The 15614-nt window shown below is 40.0% G+C and carries 13 protein-coding genes and 1 pseudogene; 1 reads left to right on the top strand and 13 read right to left on the bottom strand.

Annotated features, from left to right (window positions below):
• Positions 1–125: 125 nt before the first annotated feature.
• The 13 genes and pseudogenes from C0966_RS06530 to C0966_RS06590 all read right to left on the bottom strand — a co-directional run bounded on the left by C0966_RS06530 (position 126) and on the right by C0966_RS06590 (position 13699).
• The gene (locus tag C0966_RS06530) at positions 126–1883 is read right to left on the bottom strand and encodes an FTR1 family iron permease (RefSeq protein ID WP_274854421.1); all 1758 of its coding nucleotides are present in this window, start codon (positions 1881–1883) and stop codon (positions 126–128) included.
• A gap of 222 nt (positions 1884–2105) precedes the next feature.
• Complete coding sequence (efeB, locus tag C0966_RS06535; RefSeq protein ID WP_274854422.1) at positions 2106–3404, bottom strand: iron uptake transporter deferrochelatase/peroxidase subunit; 1299 nt, start codon at positions 3402–3404, stop codon at positions 2106–2108.
• 3 nt (positions 3405–3407) lie between these two features.
• The gene (gene efeO, locus C0966_RS06540) at positions 3408–4256 is read right to left on the bottom strand and encodes an iron uptake system protein EfeO (protein WP_274854423.1); all 849 of its coding nucleotides are present in this window, start codon (positions 4254–4256) and stop codon (positions 3408–3410) included.
• A gap of 307 nt (positions 4257–4563) precedes the next feature.
• The gene (locus C0966_RS06545) at positions 4564–5049 is read right to left on the bottom strand and encodes a nitroreductase family protein (RefSeq protein WP_274854424.1); all 486 of its coding nucleotides are present in this window, start codon (positions 5047–5049) and stop codon (positions 4564–4566) included.
• Between the two features lie 173 nt (positions 5050–5222).
• Positions 5223–5996 carry a Cof-type HAD-IIB family hydrolase gene (locus tag C0966_RS06550; protein WP_274854426.1) on the bottom strand — a complete coding sequence of 258 codons (774 nt, stop codon included), beginning with the start codon at positions 5994–5996 and terminating at the stop codon, positions 5223–5225.
• 502 nt (positions 5997–6498) lie between these two features.
• A pseudogene (locus C0966_RS06555) lies at positions 6499–6741 on the bottom strand (zinc ribbon domain-containing protein); the annotation flags it as partial.
• 306 nt (positions 6742–7047) lie between these two features.
• Positions 7048–8154, bottom strand: coding sequence for an o-succinylbenzoate synthase (gene menC / locus C0966_RS06560; RefSeq protein ID WP_274854427.1), 1107 nt, complete (start codon positions 8152–8154; stop codon positions 7048–7050).
• 18 nt (positions 8155–8172) lie between these two features.
• Entirely contained in the window at positions 8173–9003 is an 831-nt protein-coding gene (locus tag C0966_RS06565) for a GNAT family N-acetyltransferase (RefSeq protein ID WP_274854428.1), read from the bottom strand.
• Entirely contained in the window at positions 8987–10141 is a 1155-nt protein-coding gene (locus C0966_RS06570; RefSeq protein ID WP_274854429.1) for a M20 peptidase aminoacylase family protein, read from the bottom strand. The genes C0966_RS06565 and C0966_RS06570 overlap by 17 nt, the downstream gene beginning before the upstream one ends.
• Before the next feature lie 12 nt (positions 10142–10153).
• A complete protein-coding gene (locus tag C0966_RS06575) occupies positions 10154–10540 on the bottom strand; it encodes a MurR/RpiR family transcriptional regulator (RefSeq protein ID WP_274854430.1) in 387 nt (128 codons plus the stop codon).
• A 336-nt stretch (positions 10541–10876) separates the two neighbouring features.
• Positions 10877–11482, bottom strand: a complete 606-nt coding sequence (locus C0966_RS06580) for a YitT family protein (protein ID WP_274854431.1) — start codon at positions 11480–11482, stop codon at positions 10877–10879.
• Between the two features lie 551 nt (positions 11483–12033).
• Positions 12034–12525, bottom strand: a complete 492-nt coding sequence (locus tag C0966_RS06585; protein ID WP_274854432.1) for a CBO0543 family protein — start codon at positions 12523–12525, stop codon at positions 12034–12036.
• Positions 12458–13699, bottom strand: a complete 1242-nt coding sequence (locus C0966_RS06590) for a DUF2515 domain-containing protein (protein WP_425535935.1) — start codon at positions 13697–13699, stop codon at positions 12458–12460. The genes C0966_RS06585 and C0966_RS06590 overlap by 68 nt, the downstream gene beginning before the upstream one ends.
• Between C0966_RS06590 and shc the strand changes: the two genes are divergently transcribed.
• Positions 13691–15574, top strand: a complete 1884-nt coding sequence (gene shc / locus C0966_RS06595) for a squalene--hopene cyclase (protein ID WP_274854433.1) — start codon at positions 13691–13693, stop codon at positions 15572–15574. The two genes, C0966_RS06590 and shc, sit on opposite strands and share 9 nt — an antisense overlap.
• Positions 15575–15614 lie beyond the last annotated feature (40 nt).

Consider the following 15614-nt stretch of genomic DNA (forward strand, 5'->3'; position numbering starts at 1 on the left):
CTCCTTCACCTCAAACCAATTTTCAATTCGCCTTCTTTTAGAACTGCTTGAATTGACTGTGCATTTTCGGTTTTGCTTTTCCCTTAATGGTCCTCGATTCAGTCCAAGGAATCTTTTCCCAATCTTTATTTCGACGCAGCCGCTTGTTCTCCTGCTGCCGATTTATTCAAATAAATCGTCGTGCCGGTAATTATTAATATAAGAAAAAGCTGTGGCACTAATGTTTCCATGGTTGGATATAAGCCGATTAGTTCAACAAAGGGAACATTCGTCAATGAATGTGTTGGAATTGTATTTGCCACTTGCAGTGCATGGATGCTGACTCCAAGCATTTTGAACGATAAAAAGTAGATGAGAATCGTCGCGACTATAAAGAATGGCCGGATTGGAATGGCTGCACTATAGCGGATAATAACAATCCCAAGAACTAATAAAATCATAATTGCGATCCCGATTCCTAGAATTAACTGGCTGAAATCCATCGATGGAGCCATTCCGGCATAGAAAATGATCGTTTCGGCACCTTCGCGAAAAATTGAAAGAAAACTGAGCAAGGCCATGGACAATAAACTTCCTTTTGCCAATGCTTTTCCGAGATGATCCTTGATATATTGGTTCCAGTGGGCAATGTTCGACTTTTTGTGGAGCCAAGCTCCAACTGTCAACATCATCACAACGGCAACGATTCCAATAATTCCTTCGATATATTCACGGCTTTCTGCAGCTGTAATTTTTGAGAAAAATACGTTCATGACAACTGCGAGAATAGCGCTTGCAATGATCCCACTTAAGACGCCGCACCAAATCCATGCTTGTTTGTCCGCATGATTCGTTTTCTTTAAAAATGCCAGCAAACCGGCAATGATTAAAAGGGCCTCAAATCCTTCACGCAACAGAATAAGCAGTGCATCTATATACGAATAGCTTGTTTTTGCTGAAAGCAGTTGAAGGCTTTTAGACAATTCGGTGATCATGGCTTGTGCTTTTTCCACATTTTTATTATCGGATTCTAGTAAACTGATTGCTGCAGGAATTTCATTTTCCATGCGATTGTAAAGAGAGTGGTCTTTTGTCCGTACTTCCCCTTCCACCGCCGGCCATATGATCAATATTTTGTTTAAATACTCCGCAGCCTTAGACGGTTTATTATCTTTTAGTGCCTGTACGCTTTTTTCTAATAAACCTGTAACATCACCCAATGTGTAGTCATTACCTGCGGACTTTTTCACACTTTTACCGCTTATAAAATTGTCAACCGAAGTCCGAAGATCCTTGAGACTCTTTAAAGCTTTCTCTCTATCCGGCGGATTTTGCGTCAGCGAAATTCTTAATAAAGAAAGCTGGGTTTCAATCTCGCCATACGAGACAACGCTTTCGTTTCGGACAATTACTTCATTGGCAGTCCAGGCTGACAGTAATTGCTGATATTTCGTGCTTGCTTTATTAAGTTGATTATTCTGAATCATTTTTTCAAGTTCATCGATAGTTGGAAAAAGCTGTTTCAGTTTTTCTTTTTCTTTCTGCGGATCGGGCGGATTTTGTTCCTCTTGGTACGAAACAAGAGCTTTAGATAAGGCTGACAGGCTTTCGCTTATTTTAGTCGCATCTTTTTCAGATTGCGAGAGAGCGATTTTTACATCATTTAAATTTTTATCGACAGCAGCCGCTTTTTTACTGTCCGCAGCTTTTACTTCTTTCCATTGCTGCGTAAATGTATCCAGGTTAGCCTGTACGGAATCCCAATCCGCTTCCTTTGTTTTCATAATGGCATCGCCAATTTCAATATATAAGTCATCAAGATTTTCCGCTGCCATGGCGGTATACGAAACAAAGCCCATTGTGAATAGAAACACAAGGGCAAGCATGCAAAGTTTTTTATACATCAATGTTAACTCCTAAGAAAAACGTGCATGAGTTTTAAACTGCCAACCCTAACATAGAAATAGACCTCATTTAAAAACATAACCAACATAAAAAGGCGGTGTAAGCGGGGCCAAGTTCAAAATCCATACAAAGTTAAAACATGTATCTTTCTAAAAATAGGTTGCCATTTTTATTTTTGTTAGCGAGCTCCGCCCCTTTTCCATAGAAAAAAGAGAAACGGCTTATGAAAATAGCGTTTCTCCAATATATCCTCCCTTTTTCACTCCCGGCAGACAGGCAAACACGGCACTTCCCCGATGGACAATATATTCATTTAACTCATCCATCTGTGCCAGGCGCTCTTGAATCGGTACGAATTGTTTGCTAATGCTTCTCTGGAAGCTGATAAACAATAAGCCGGCATCAAACGTTCCTGTTTTTACATCCATTCCTTCCGCATACGAAAAAGAGCGCCGCAAGATTTTCTGGCTTCCATCACCGTGTGCGACACGAATGTGCGCTGTTTGCGGAATATAGTATTCTCCTTTCTCATTCTTCTTTTCAAAATCCGGCTTATCGAACTCATTTTTCTGTCCAAGCGGCGCACCAGAATCCCGGTATCGGCCAAAGGTATTTTCTTGATCCTTTAGAGAGGTCCTGTCCCAAACCTCGATGAACATTTGAATCCGTCTTACAACCAAATAAGATCCGTTAATAAGCCAATCAGGTCCGTCACCTGGCTGTACCCAGACGTACTTATTCATTTCAGCAGGATCTTTAACATCCGGGTTTACCGTTCCATCTTTAAAGCCAAATAAGTTACGTGGTGTTTCATTTTTCGGACTGGCTTGCTTTGTGCGCTGGAAGCCGGCTTGGCCCCAGCTAAGTACGGCTTTGCCGCGGGCAATTCTCGCTAAATTTCTGACAGCATGAAAGGCAACCTGCAAATCATCCGCACACGCTTGGATACAGATGTCTCCTCCTGTCCATTGCTCTTCTAACGAATCAAGAGGAAATTTTGGCAAATCTTTTAGTTCAGCCGGCTGTTTTTTTTGCAATCCAAACCTGTCCCGGCCATTTTTTGTAAAAAGAGTCGGTCCAACGCCGAAGGTTAAGGTCAGATTCGATGCCGAAAGCCCGGCAGCTTCCCCCGTATCAACAGGCGGGAGAAATTTATTATCAGATGCATCTCCTACCGATTTGCCTTCCGTCATAGCTGCGGCAGCATCCGTCCAGTCTTGAAAAAGCTGAATAAGATCATTTCTGTCGGTTGCCGTCACGTCAAATGCAGCAAAATATATATGGTTTTGCACTTCAGTCGTGATGCCGGCCTGATGTTTTCCGTAAAACGGCACGATATCATTTGTTTTTTCTTTATTTTGCGAGCTTGGAAACACATCAGCTAGAGCAAACGCTCCTCCGACTCCTGTTGCACCGAGCAGCATGCCGACTCCTCCAATGCCGGCTGCTTTCAAAACATCCCGTCTCGATACTTGTTTCTTCAAGAGTGATGTCATTTCTTGTTTGTTAAGTTCCGTCATTGTCTATCCCTCCAGCACAATCCCTAATTGGGAAAGCGGTTCTGCAAGTTCATTGATCGACTGGCTCAATTCTTTTACTTGCTCCTTGCTTAATTCAGTATATGATACATACCCTTCTCCCTTTTTATATTTTTCAAGCAATCCGTACAATGCATCGAAACGTTGTTCGATTTCATTGGCGAGTTCCTTGTCTTTTTCCTTCAGGGCAGGCTTGAGCAATTCATAAATCTTTTCAGCGCCCTCCACATTTGCAGCAAAATCGTATAAATCTGTATGTGAATAACGATCTTCTTCCCCGGTCACTTTTGATGTTGAAACTTCATTTAATAGGTCCACTGCTCCCGTGATCAACAGCTCGGGTGTCACTTCAACCGTTTCAACCTTTGCCCGCAAAAGCTTTACGTCTTTTATAAGCTGCTCAGCATATTGCTCATAGCCTTTTGTCGTGTTTTCAACCCAGAGACCTTTTTCAATCCGGTGATAGCCTCCCCATTCTGTCTCAGGAACATCACCTTCTCGGGCGTCAATCTTCGGGTCAAGGTCCGCAAACGCCTCGGCGATTGGCTCAGAACGCTCATAATGCATGCGGGCAGGAGCATAAAGTTCTTTTGCTTTTTCTACATCCCCTGCGATCACTGCATTGGCAAACGCTTCTGTCTTCTTAACAAATTCATCAATCTCCGCAATAGCAAATGTGCGATAATCAGCTGACACCTTGCTTAAATCCACCTGAGAGTTCTCCGCAGGAGCCTTTTTCTTAATCGGTTCCGTTGAATTTTCGTCTGTTTTAGAACAACCAAACAACAGACTGCTGGATAATAATAATGCAATAGGCAATTTATAATATTTCATGTAATCAACACTCCCGAAATATGTATATAACATAATGATTTTCATTCTCAATTATAATGAGTTTAAAAATCAATATCAATAGATTTTAAGATTTGTAAATTGTAAGAAATCTTTTGAATCTATATTGTTACCTAAATTACTACGATTAAAAAAGCATCCACAATGCACAAACTGGAATAAAAAAACAGAAAACACAGCTGGATTTTTTCGGCTTAAAGCTACATATGATAAAAGGAGCCAAGCAATCTCGATTGCCGGCTCCTTTTTTTCCTTATGCACGATATTGGCAGGTGTAACAACCACAATATTAAGGAAGATGCTTTATTTTTGTTTCAATCGGAGTCCGGAGCTTTGCATCCGGCACTTCTTCCGGATAGCCGACACCGAAAACACCAATAACATCATAATCATCAGGAACACCGAGAATTTCCCGGTTTTTTGGGCTTGCTCCGATCGAAGACCAAAATGTTCCGACCCCATCGGACCATGCAGCGAGCATAAAGTTTTGAACAAAGCAGGCGGTTGCGGCTGCATTTTCCTCTCTCTCTGCTTCTGATGCGCCATGCTTAGATAAAACCGCCATGAGAACAGGTGCATTTCCAAAATTCGTTTTATGGTTTAGCTTTGCTCTCGTTTCCGGTCCGATAAAAATAATTTCCCATGGTTCTGTCATTCTGTGATTTGGTGCCATACTTGCAGCTTGAAGCCATGTAGCGATCAATTGATCATCGACTGGTTCAGGCTTAAATTTTTTAATAATGCGCCTAGATTTGATGGTCTCGATAATGTTCAACGCGTTTTCCCCCTTTTTCACAAATGTTTATAATTATCCTTGGAGTATGTTTGGAGGTACAAACCTTTACCCGCTCTTTAGTGAAAAACAGGCAAAAAATAGAATACGTTCTCCATCCAATGTAATATTACCACTATCGTTATATGAAAAACGAGTCAAACGCATTCCCTTCGTTAAATCAGCTGCAGCTCTTGGAGACCATATCGTATACCGCCATCATTAATATGCTTTGTGGTAAACTTAGCAAAAGGTTTTAATTCTTCATGGGCATTACCCATGGCAATTCCCATTCCGACATAAGAAAGCATCTCTTTATCATTTAATCCGTCCCCAAATGCTACAGCATCTTCTGGTGACAGGTTTAGGTGCTTAAGCATGACCTCGATTCCGATCGCCTTTGATCCGTCTGACGGAAGAACATCCATCGACAACCGATGCCATCGAATAAAAGTAAGGTCGGAAAATTTCCCTTGATAATAATGCTCTTCATGTTCCTGGCAATAAAGTAAAGCTTGGAAGATCTTTGCTTCTTTCCAATAATGCGGATGATAACCTGGAACCTCTACCTTGACAGACTGGAAAGATTCGATAATATGGGGATGATTGTCTTCATTTGCATAGCATTCTTCATGGCCTAAATAGACAATTGGGTGGTTGAGTTGACGTGCATGATTCTCCAATAATTCCAAACTGGATGGATGAATCGGATGTTCATAGATGACTTTCCCTTTATGGACGACATAAGCACCGTTAAAACTTACATAGGAATCAATCCCCAGTTCTTCGGCGATATTCTTAAAATGAAATGGCGCTCTTCCGGTTGCAAAGCAAACTTCGACGTTCCGTTTTTTCAGCTTCTTTATCGCCTCTATTGAGTCTTGGGGTATTCTTGCTTCTTCGTTGACTAATGTGCCGTCAATGTCGAAAAATACAATTTTATAAGACATAGTTCCTCTCCCTGTATATAAATTATTTGAAATGGCTATATAACTTTATTAACCATTTCGATCATACAAATATAAAAATATACATATCTTCAAATCACTTTACAAAAGGTCGCAGTGAGATGGCAAAAGTCTTTGACGTGTAACTCCTAAGTTTGCAACTTCTTTTTCTATGTAAATTGCATCTCTTTATCTATTTTATCAGCAGACCATGTAATTAGAAGCTATTTTACAGAAAATTATCTAATTCGTTACATTTAAAACCTCCCACATTTTTTGCGGGAGGTTTTTATTATTATGGAATATTACATGGTTTTTTAGTAGATTGCAATAAATTTCACCTGCATTTTGGTGTATTTTTCGCTGGTTAATTCCTTTCCTTCCTTCACTGACGCATAACCATTGCATTCTTCTACGACACGCTTGAACTACTCACCACTTAACGACATTACGGTCTTTTTGAAGCGGGAGATTCCTACGAACACCGAAGTAACCTTCAGTTATCTTAGTAGGCTAGCCCCGTCGCACCGACGGTTAGAAGCCTTATAGCTTCATTATTAAGATTTAAGCTTGCGTTCATATCTCGATCATGATGGGTTCTACAAGAAGGACAGTCCCATTCACGCAATCCCAGATTTTTAACGTCTTTGTTTTGATAGCCACAATTTGAACAAAGCTGACTGGAAGGAAAGTTTTTCGCAACAGTTACTACTTGTTTTCCATACCATTTTGCTTTATATTCAATCATGTTTAATTATTATTTTTATCTAGCTTGTCACAATTTTTCCTAACTAAACTCCTCGTTTAACCTCTTTTGAACAAGTTATCGCCTTTCCCACGAAGCCAGCCTTCTTAACTACACATAAAATATCCTTTGCACTCTCTATTTTCAAAAGGCGACCTTTTATACAAATTTGAAAATTAATGGAAAAATCGGCAAACAACCGTAAAAAATAATGTAAACAAGACTAATCGTTTCAAATGAGTGGAAACTTTGATTTAAAAAAATCCTGTTCACTCAATTTAAAATTTGAACAGGAAATGGAAGTTTATATCATGTAAAAGATTTCTCGAAAACGGTAAATTCTTTAATTGTGTCATAATTTGGCTCGTAGCCGATTCCCGGTTTGTCCGGAACGATTATCCAGCCGTCCTGTACAACAACCTCAGGTTCGATAATATCACGTTCCCAATATCGTGAAGAGCCGGCTGTATCACCCGGCAGAATAAAATTATCCAGTGTTGTCAATGCAATATTATGTGCCCTGCCGATTCCGGATTCAAGCATGCCGCCGCACCAAACAGGAAGTCCGTGTTCCCGGCAAAGATCGTGAATTCTTTTTGATTCGGTCAAACCGCCAACACGCCCTATTTTGATATTGATCATTTTGCAGCTTCCGAGTTCAATCGCTTTCCTTGCATCCTCATAAGAATGAATGCTTTCATCCAGACAAACCGGCGTTTTTATCTCTTTTTGCAGCCGGGCATGGTCGACGATATCATCCGAAGCCAAAGGCTGCTCAATCATCATTAAGTTAAATTCATCAAGCGCCTTTAAAAGATCAATATCCTCAAGGGTATAAGCTGAATTGGCATCTGCCATCAGGGGAACGTCCGGGAAACGTTTCCTTATCTCTCTTATCACGTCAACATCCCATCCCGGCTTGATTTTAACTTTCATCCGTTTATAGCCTTCATTCATATAGCCATCAATCAAACGAAGGAGGTCTTCCACTGTATCCTGGATGCCGATCGAGATTCCGACCTCAATTTTCTCTTTTTGTCCGCCAAGTGCAGCGGCAAGCGAAATTCCCTTTTCCTTTGCGTATAAGTCCCAAACTGCTCCTTCAACAGTTGATTTTGCCATATTATTTTTCCTTATGTATGAAAAAATGACCGACACTTCATCAGGGTGGTTGAATTCTTTATTCAGTATTGCCGGAATCAAAAAATCTTCAAGCATATGCCAATTTGTTTTTACCGTTTCTTCATTGTACCAGGGTGCAGCGAATGCAACCGATTCCCCCCAGCCGCTCAGCCCGTTTTCATCAAAGGCTTCGAGCAAAAGAAATTCTTTATCCTGAAAAGATCCGAAACTTGTTGTAAACGGGGATTTCATTCTCATTTTCAGATGGCGTAAAATTATTTTTGTTAGTTTCATTTCATTCACCTTTTTCGATTAGTCCAGATCCAGTATTTCCCGCTTTGCGAGCAAATAATAGTTAACAGCTGCTGTTTCACCTTTTACAAGTGAAACAGCAGCATATCCGGAAGCAAATAAGGATTGAAAAATTTTCCTTGTCTTCAAACGCCAATCAATCGCCAGTTTATCATCTTGGTTTTTTACCGCTTGAAAATTCGCCGGAACCGGCACAAACAATGGTTGATGGGTCTCTTGAACACCGGATAATCCAGTTTTAAAATCCTTTAGTTTCGGTAAAGAGAGATCCGTCATATCCCATTGAAGTATATGCCGTGCATCTGTAATCTTAAAGGCTTTCGGTTCAGAGACATGAGGGCTATTGATCCACCACTCAACTTTAAAACGGTCGCTCGGAAGTCCGCTGTTTAAACTGTCTTGCATTTCACCGTAGCAATTTTCAACATAGGTTGAGCAGACAGCGTGCAGTTTCGTTAGATTTAAATATGCGTTTCTGCTCTCAAGCGGATCATACGTCCATGTAATTAAATCATACCCCATTTCACTTGCAAATTGCTTTTGTTTTGCTTTCAGGCTCGCACCGATTCCTCGACCCTGATAATCGGGATGTATACCAAGCATATGGGAACACAAATAGCTTTTTCCGTCGCGAAATCCAGGAAAACTGTAATTGAATCCGACCATGTTGCCATCGATAAAAGCCCCAAGTAACAGGCCGCCATTTTGTGAAGCTGTGATCGTTTGGTGAAGTGGGGTCGGGTCTGTGTTCCAAACTTCTTTTTCAAGCACTTGAACTTGCCGTAGTTCATCATTGCTCTTTAGAACCTTGATTTCAACAGCTGACCGCATTATGATGTCCTACCTTCTGCACTTCAAATGTATTGATGATCGTTTTCGTAAGAATCTCAATGCCTGTAAATATAGCTTCCCGATTGAACGTCATATTTGGGTGGTGGAGTCCGGGAAATAATCCGCAGCCTAATCCGAGCATTGTCGCTTTCAAGTGCGGTTTTTTTAGGGAATAAAAGTGGAAATCTTCCCCGCCGGACGTAACTGCCGGTTCTTTCAAGTTCTGTTCACCAATTGTTTCGAGAATCGCTTTTTTCATATTTTGCATTGCTTCCTCGTCTACTTCCGCAGCGGCTACCGTTCCTTTCGTTTCAAGCCGGATTTCAACTCCATACAAGCATGAAACGGCTTTTACAATTTTCTCGATCTTTTCCGTCAGTTCTTCCAATGCTTTGTTCGTCTGTGCCCGCAAATCGATGCTAAACGATGCTTTACCGGGAATAATATTGCTGGAGTCGCATCCCGCATGAAATTTCGTCATCTTCGCCGAGTACGGAATCATTGGATCCAAATAAATGCTCTTTATTTCATTTACTAACGAAGCACCGATTTCGATCGAATTATGACCGAGGTGCGGCCGTGCCCCGTGGGCATCCTCCCCGATGATCACCCCTTCTATAAATTTAGCTGCGCCATGGTAAATGGCAGGACATGCTTCACCATCGCCTAATTCCTGTTCCGGTCGAAGATGAACGCCATATAAATAATCAACATCGTCCAGAACGCCTTTTTCAATCAGTTTTAACGCGCCCGTTCCCTTTTCTTCGGCCGGCTGGAAAATAAACTTCAGTTTCCCGTTTGAAGGAAAACCTATTTTTTGCAAAAGAAGCATTACTCCAATCACTATAGTCATATGAGCATCATGCCCGCACGAATGATTCGCCTGAAAAGTTCCGTTTACTTCCTGCCATAGTGCATCCATATCCGTTCTTAATCCAACACAAACATCCCCGCTTCCTACCTCAACAACGAGTCCTGGGCAATCAGCAAATGTTACGACCCTAAATCCTTTTTCCTCCAATAATGCACGAATAAATTCTGTTGTCTTATATTCCTGCCAGCTGACTTCTGGATTGCTGTGTAAATACTCAAATACCGGATAAATGATTGGTTTTAATTCTTGCACATACTCTTTCATTTTCTTACTCCCCTAAGAATCACTATAATAAAAAAAAGATTCTCCATTTAATTTTTCATAATGCTCTTTCCTTTTTTTAAACCGGTCCGGGTCTCGGACCGTTACGCCGGCAACCATGGCATTAATAAAAGACATCAATGCAGGAGCGGCATCAATCGTGGATCTGTTTGAACGATAAATCGGTAAAACAAGATCGGAAAACTTACGGATCGGAGCGAGCGGTGAATCGGTAATGCCGATCACATATGTCCCTTGCTCCTTCGCCATTTCGGCTATCTTAAGCGTTTCCTTTAAATAACGGTGGAAGGAAATAGATACTAGAAGCGAATGTTGATTCATACTTTTAATTGTTGAGAAAATATCATCAGTTTCCTTTCTGATAACTTTTTCTCGTGCCAATCTATTTAGCTACATTTTGCTGTCCTTTTGATAACTGGTAATAGTTTTGTTGAATGATCTCTTTTATGTTCATCTTTTTCACCTGGTGAAGGCTCAGCTTTTTTGTATTTTAATATGAAGTTTATACTTCATTTTGAGATAATACTATCAAGTTACCATATTTGAATTAGCAATTCAATAACTATTCTGAAAATTTTTAATTTTTTTAAAATTTAATTAGGAATTTTTCTATGTTAAAAGTTTTATAAATTTTGGGCCAAAAAGAAGTTGATCGTCTTCAATAACATCAATACCGTCTTATAATAAACAAAAAGCAAAGAGCCGTAAAGCCCTCTGCTAAAAATAATATGACCGATGATCATTTTTTACTATCATTGATGTTACTACACCAACTATAATAATCGTTAAACATGAAAAGATAAAACTTTTAAACCCCAATGCTTGAAATCCAATTACCGCAACAAGCCCATCAATCAAAAAGATGATAACACCAATATTAATAGTAAAAGTTTTCGATAGAATTTGTGCTAATAAATCAGTTCCGGCTGTGCTTGTTTCATAGCGTAACATAATCCCAAATCCAACGCCATTTATCGCACCGCCCAGTATAGAACTTACTAGAATAGGCAGTGGAAATTGAGTTTGCAACGGTGAGAGCCAGTCAATAAAAAAAGAGGAAACCATCAATCCATGAAAACTGCTGAAAAAATAATTCCGCTCCAAAAACCATGCAGATAAGCAAAGCGGTATGCTCAAAACAATCATACAAAGCCCTGTTTGAACATTGAAGTAATAATGAAGAATTAATGCAATGCCAACAATTCCCCCATCTAATAAATGGTGGGGAACCAAGAAACCATTAATGCCTAAACCAATTAACATGCTTCCAATAAAAATTGCCGCAAATTGTTGAATGATAAGCATCACCTTACTTTTTTTCATTTAGTTCAAGCATTAAGAATTTTTTTTGAGATTTTCATAGGCAGAAAAAAGTATTATTAATCAGCGAAAAGGTCAATTTCCTCTGTTCTGTTCAACACTGCCGCCTCTAAAAAGTCATTTTACCCGCAGATATTGAATGTTTACATGCATGTCCACTTCATTAATAAATATTCAAAGCCAACAAAAAAATTCTTATCCCATTCCCTTCTCAAAAAACTGTCAATTTTCGCCATTTTGATTCATCCGCGGCAAAATATTACGAGCATAAAAAAAGGGAGCTTAGTACTATGTCTAAGCTCCAAATAGTTGGGGGTCAAAACCTATGAATGGATTAACCAGTCTAATTGTACCATTTTCACAATTTTCTTTCAATATAGTAAAGCGTAAAAGTGTTAAAGTATTGAAGAGGACAAATATAAGGCAGTCGAATGATACATAAGCCTTTGCTTGATTTTATGAGCCGTCGTCCTGCGATATGAGCTTTTATTTCGATTTATGAGTCGTCAAGCCTTGGTTCGATTTATGAGCCGCTACATTTTGATATATGACTATTAAACTAACAGAGTGCAAAAAAGATTATAACAATTTTTTGGTATTGCCGGAATTCGTCCATTTAAAACATTCCAAATTATCGCCAAAAACACAAAATAACCGAAGAAAGAACAGCTATGGTTCCATTCTTTATAATGAAGAAACAAACCCCATTGTTCAGACAGCCTTTCGCCCACAGACGCGGCAGCACTTGCAATAACCATTAATCCCCATCTTCTCCATCTTTCCAATCTTTTTGCAAAATAAAGATAGGTTCCCGTTATAAATGGGAGTCCAATCAATGTAAAAGCAATATTAATCGGAAAAATATCAGCCAAAGGCCGTGCGGGAAACTCATAAAGATTCTTCCCTACATAATATAGGTCTAAATAAGTTCCTACCAAGGATGCAAAAACAATCGAAGGAAAATAAGATAAAAGTTTGTTACTTAAAGATCGTTTTCTTGGCGAGTGCGGCAAGTTCGAGTTTTTTAAGTGTTTCGCAGTATTCATGAGTGATCTCTCCATCAATTTTTTCGTCTTGGTCTTGCAAATAATTTATGACTCTCCAATCTTGAAACCAATCTCCGTATTCTGCGTCCGGGTGGTCAATATTTTTCCATGCATACTCGAGTCTCGGGCTATATATCCGGAGCGCGCCTTTCCGTAATTGGCAATTTTTCAACCGGCGTTTAAATCCAACACCCGGCAAACCTTCATTTATATCATTGAAAATATCCGGCCAATAATCTTTGCGGGAACCGGTATGAGGGTGGCTGACCGCCCAGCTTATGACTTTTTCCAATTGATTCTTATTGTGAAAAAGCAATCGGTACAGCCGTTTACCGAGCAAAATCCGTTCGTTTAAAGAACCGAAATGGTGAAGGGTCTGTCCGATGAATGCTGTTTTTCCAGGCAACTTTCCCTCAAACGGAAATAAGATATGATTGAAAGAAAGAAGATCTTGAAGCATGAACTCGGGCGTATGAAAAACCTTATCCTTATATAAAGGATTCTGGACGATCCGTTTTTCTAAATAGCTTTGTTCATTAATAACGAGGGCGATGGCTAAAAGATAGCTGTCTCGGTATTGCCAAAAGTGCTCCCACATCACTTCCATAAACATGGATATATTTAGAAAAGGCAGCAAATAAAACAGATTTTGATTTCGTTTCATGGATTCTTCATATACCAAGAATTGCGGATAGGCATCCTGAAAAATCAGCCAGTTTCCCCTTTCCAAAAACGCAAAGAAGTCTTTCTTAGTCTTTTCATTTAGAAGTCTAGAAAGCATCTCCCCTCTTAAATCTGTCATGTTCCATCCCCCGTTTCTTGAAACCATATGTCCGAGGAATGCCCAGTGAATTTCAGGAAATTTTCGGTAAAAGTCAAGGTATGCCTTCGTTCTTGTTACATTGTTCAAATTCCATTCATTTGTTTTTATCCGGATTTGCTGCAAAAGGATCTCTTCTTCCTTTGCTAAATATAAATTGGCATTTTTTGTTTTTCTCTTTTTTATTAAACATTCCTTAATTTCTTTTAGATTTTCTGAAACCTGCGGTTTTTTCAATTTGTTTTTTAAGAAAAAAATCGATGTTCGCCTCCCCCATTGAATTCTTTTTTCCCGCCAAAATATGTATAGATAAGTATGAATATCAAAAAGGGAGTTGGGTGAATTTTGGTAAATATTGACATTGATGCCGGAATAGGCCGAATTGTTAAAAAGTTAATAAATGACCAGGCTCCGGATGGTTCCTGGCAATACCCGTTTGAAACGGGGATTTCGACAGATGCTTATATGATCATTTTATTAAGGACTCTGGAAATAAATGATGAAGATTTAATCCGTGAGTTGTGCGAAAGAATTGTAAGCAAACAAGAGGAAAATGGTGCGTGGAAGCTCTTTCATGATGAAGAGGACGGAAATTTATCCGCAACCGCAGAAGCCTATTATTCGCTTCTTTATTCAGGTTATTATGAAAAGGAAGACAAAAGGCTTCGGGCGGCAAAACGGTTTATTTTATCAAAAGGCGGCATTGAAAAGTCACACATGTTTACAAAAATCATGCTCGCTTTAACCGGCCAATACCCATGGCCGCCATTTTTTCCAATTCCGGTTGAAATCGTCCTTTTGCCCCTTTCCTTCCCGATCAACTTTTTCGATTTTTCCGTCTTTGGGAGAGCCAATCTTGCTCCAATTCTAATTTTATCCGGCAAAAAATACAGCAAAAAAACGAAGAGGAGTCCGAATCTTATAGATTTGTTCCATTCAAGAGCAGATGATTTCTTTTATTGGAGAAATTCATCTGAATGGAGGTCAATTCTTTCGGTTATTGAAAAGGGAATCAAAAGTTTCATAGGTTTGCCGCTGCATATTCACTCGCTCGCCATCGAACGCACGAAACAATATATGCTTGTCCGAATTGAACCGGACGGAACCTTCAACAGTTATTTCAGTTCCACGTTCCTGATGATTTTTGCTTTGCTGTCTCTAGGTTACTCCAATAGAGACCCAATTATATTAAAAGCTGTCAGAGGTTTAAAAGCGATGAAGTGTCAGATTAACGGTCATACCCACATGCAATATACAACAGCATCATTATGGAATACGTCATTAATCAGTTACGCCCTGGAGAATGCAGGAATGTCCCCTTCTGAACCGGTGGTTGCCAAGGCAAATCGTTATTTACTGGAACGGCAGCATCATAAATATGGAGATTGGATGGTCCATAGTCCATGGAGTTTGCCGGGAGGATGGGGATTTTCACACATCAACACAATGCACCCCGATATAGATGATACGACTTCATCGCTAAGAGCTGTTTCCAAACTTGTCAATCAAGATCCCGTCTTTCACCAAGCTTGGGAAAGAGGCATTCAATGGCTTTTCTCGATGCAAAATGATGACGGTGGCTGGTCTGCTTTTGAAAAAAATGTGAACAAAAAAATATTGAATCATCTCCCGATTGAAGGAGGAAAATTTTTGCTCACAGACCCTAGCACCGCAGACCTAACCGGAAGAACACTGGAATTTTTCGGGGCATACACGAATTTATCGAAAAATCATCCATCAATAAAAAGAGGCGTAAACTGGCTCATCAATCATCAGGAAAAGGATGGTTCCTGGTATGGTCGCTGGGGGATTTGCTATATTTACGGGACATGGGCGGCGATAACCGGCCTGATTGCCTCAGGTGTTTCCCCCCATCACCCTTCCATTCAAAAAGCGGCCAACTGGCTGCATAAGATCCAAATTCATGATGGCGGCTGGGGAGAGTCGTGCAACAGTGATATTATGAATACGTACATTCATCTCGGGGCAAGTACATTGACACATACCGCATGGGCGATCGATGCACTCATTGCTGCAGCAGAACAGCCAACACCGGAAATTCAAGCGGGAATCAGATTTTTGTTTGAGGCTTTCGATAAAAATGATTGGACCAGTTCTTACCCACAAGGACAGGGAATGGCAGGAGGATTCTACATGCACTACCATAGCTACCGCTACATCTTCCCATTGCTCGCTTTGTCTCATTATAAGGAAAAGTTTAAAAGGTAAAAGTAATTCTCGTAATTGATTGAAGAAATGAGGCTGCCTC

This window comes from Bacillus methanolicus, assembly GCF_028888695.1.
Taxonomy (GTDB): domain Bacteria; phylum Bacillota; class Bacilli; order Bacillales; family Cytobacillaceae; genus Bacillus_Z; species Bacillus_Z methanolicus_B.

Coding starts and splice junctions, on each gene's coding strand:
- C0966_RS06530 (WP_274854421.1), bottom strand. CDS start 1,883: ATGTATAAAAAACTTTGCATGCTTGCCCTTGTGTTTCTATTCACAATG.
- efeB (WP_274854422.1), bottom strand. CDS start 3,404: ATGACGGAACTTAACAAACAAGAAATGACATCACTCTTGAAGAAACAA.
- efeO (WP_274854423.1), bottom strand. CDS start 4,256: ATGAAATATTATAAATTGCCTATTGCATTATTATTATCCAGCAGTCTG.
- C0966_RS06550 (WP_274854426.1), bottom strand. CDS start 5,996: ATGTCTTATAAAATTGTATTTTTCGACATTGACGGCACATTAGTCAAC.
- menC (WP_274854427.1), bottom strand. CDS start 8,154: ATGAAACTAACAAAAATAATTTTACGCCATCTGAAAATGAGAATGAAA.
- C0966_RS06565 (WP_274854428.1), bottom strand. CDS start 9,003: ATGCGGTCAGCTGTTGAAATCAAGGTTCTAAAGAGCAATGATGAACTA.
- C0966_RS06570 (WP_274854429.1), bottom strand. CDS start 10,141: ATGAAAGAGTATGTGCAAGAATTAAAACCAATCATTTATCCGGTATTT.
- C0966_RS06580 (WP_274854431.1), bottom strand. CDS start 11,482: ATGAAAAAAAGTAAGGTGATGCTTATCATTCAACAATTTGCGGCAATT.
- C0966_RS06585 (WP_274854432.1), bottom strand. CDS start 12,525: ATGAATACTGCGAAACACTTAAAAAACTCGAACTTGCCGCACTCGCCA.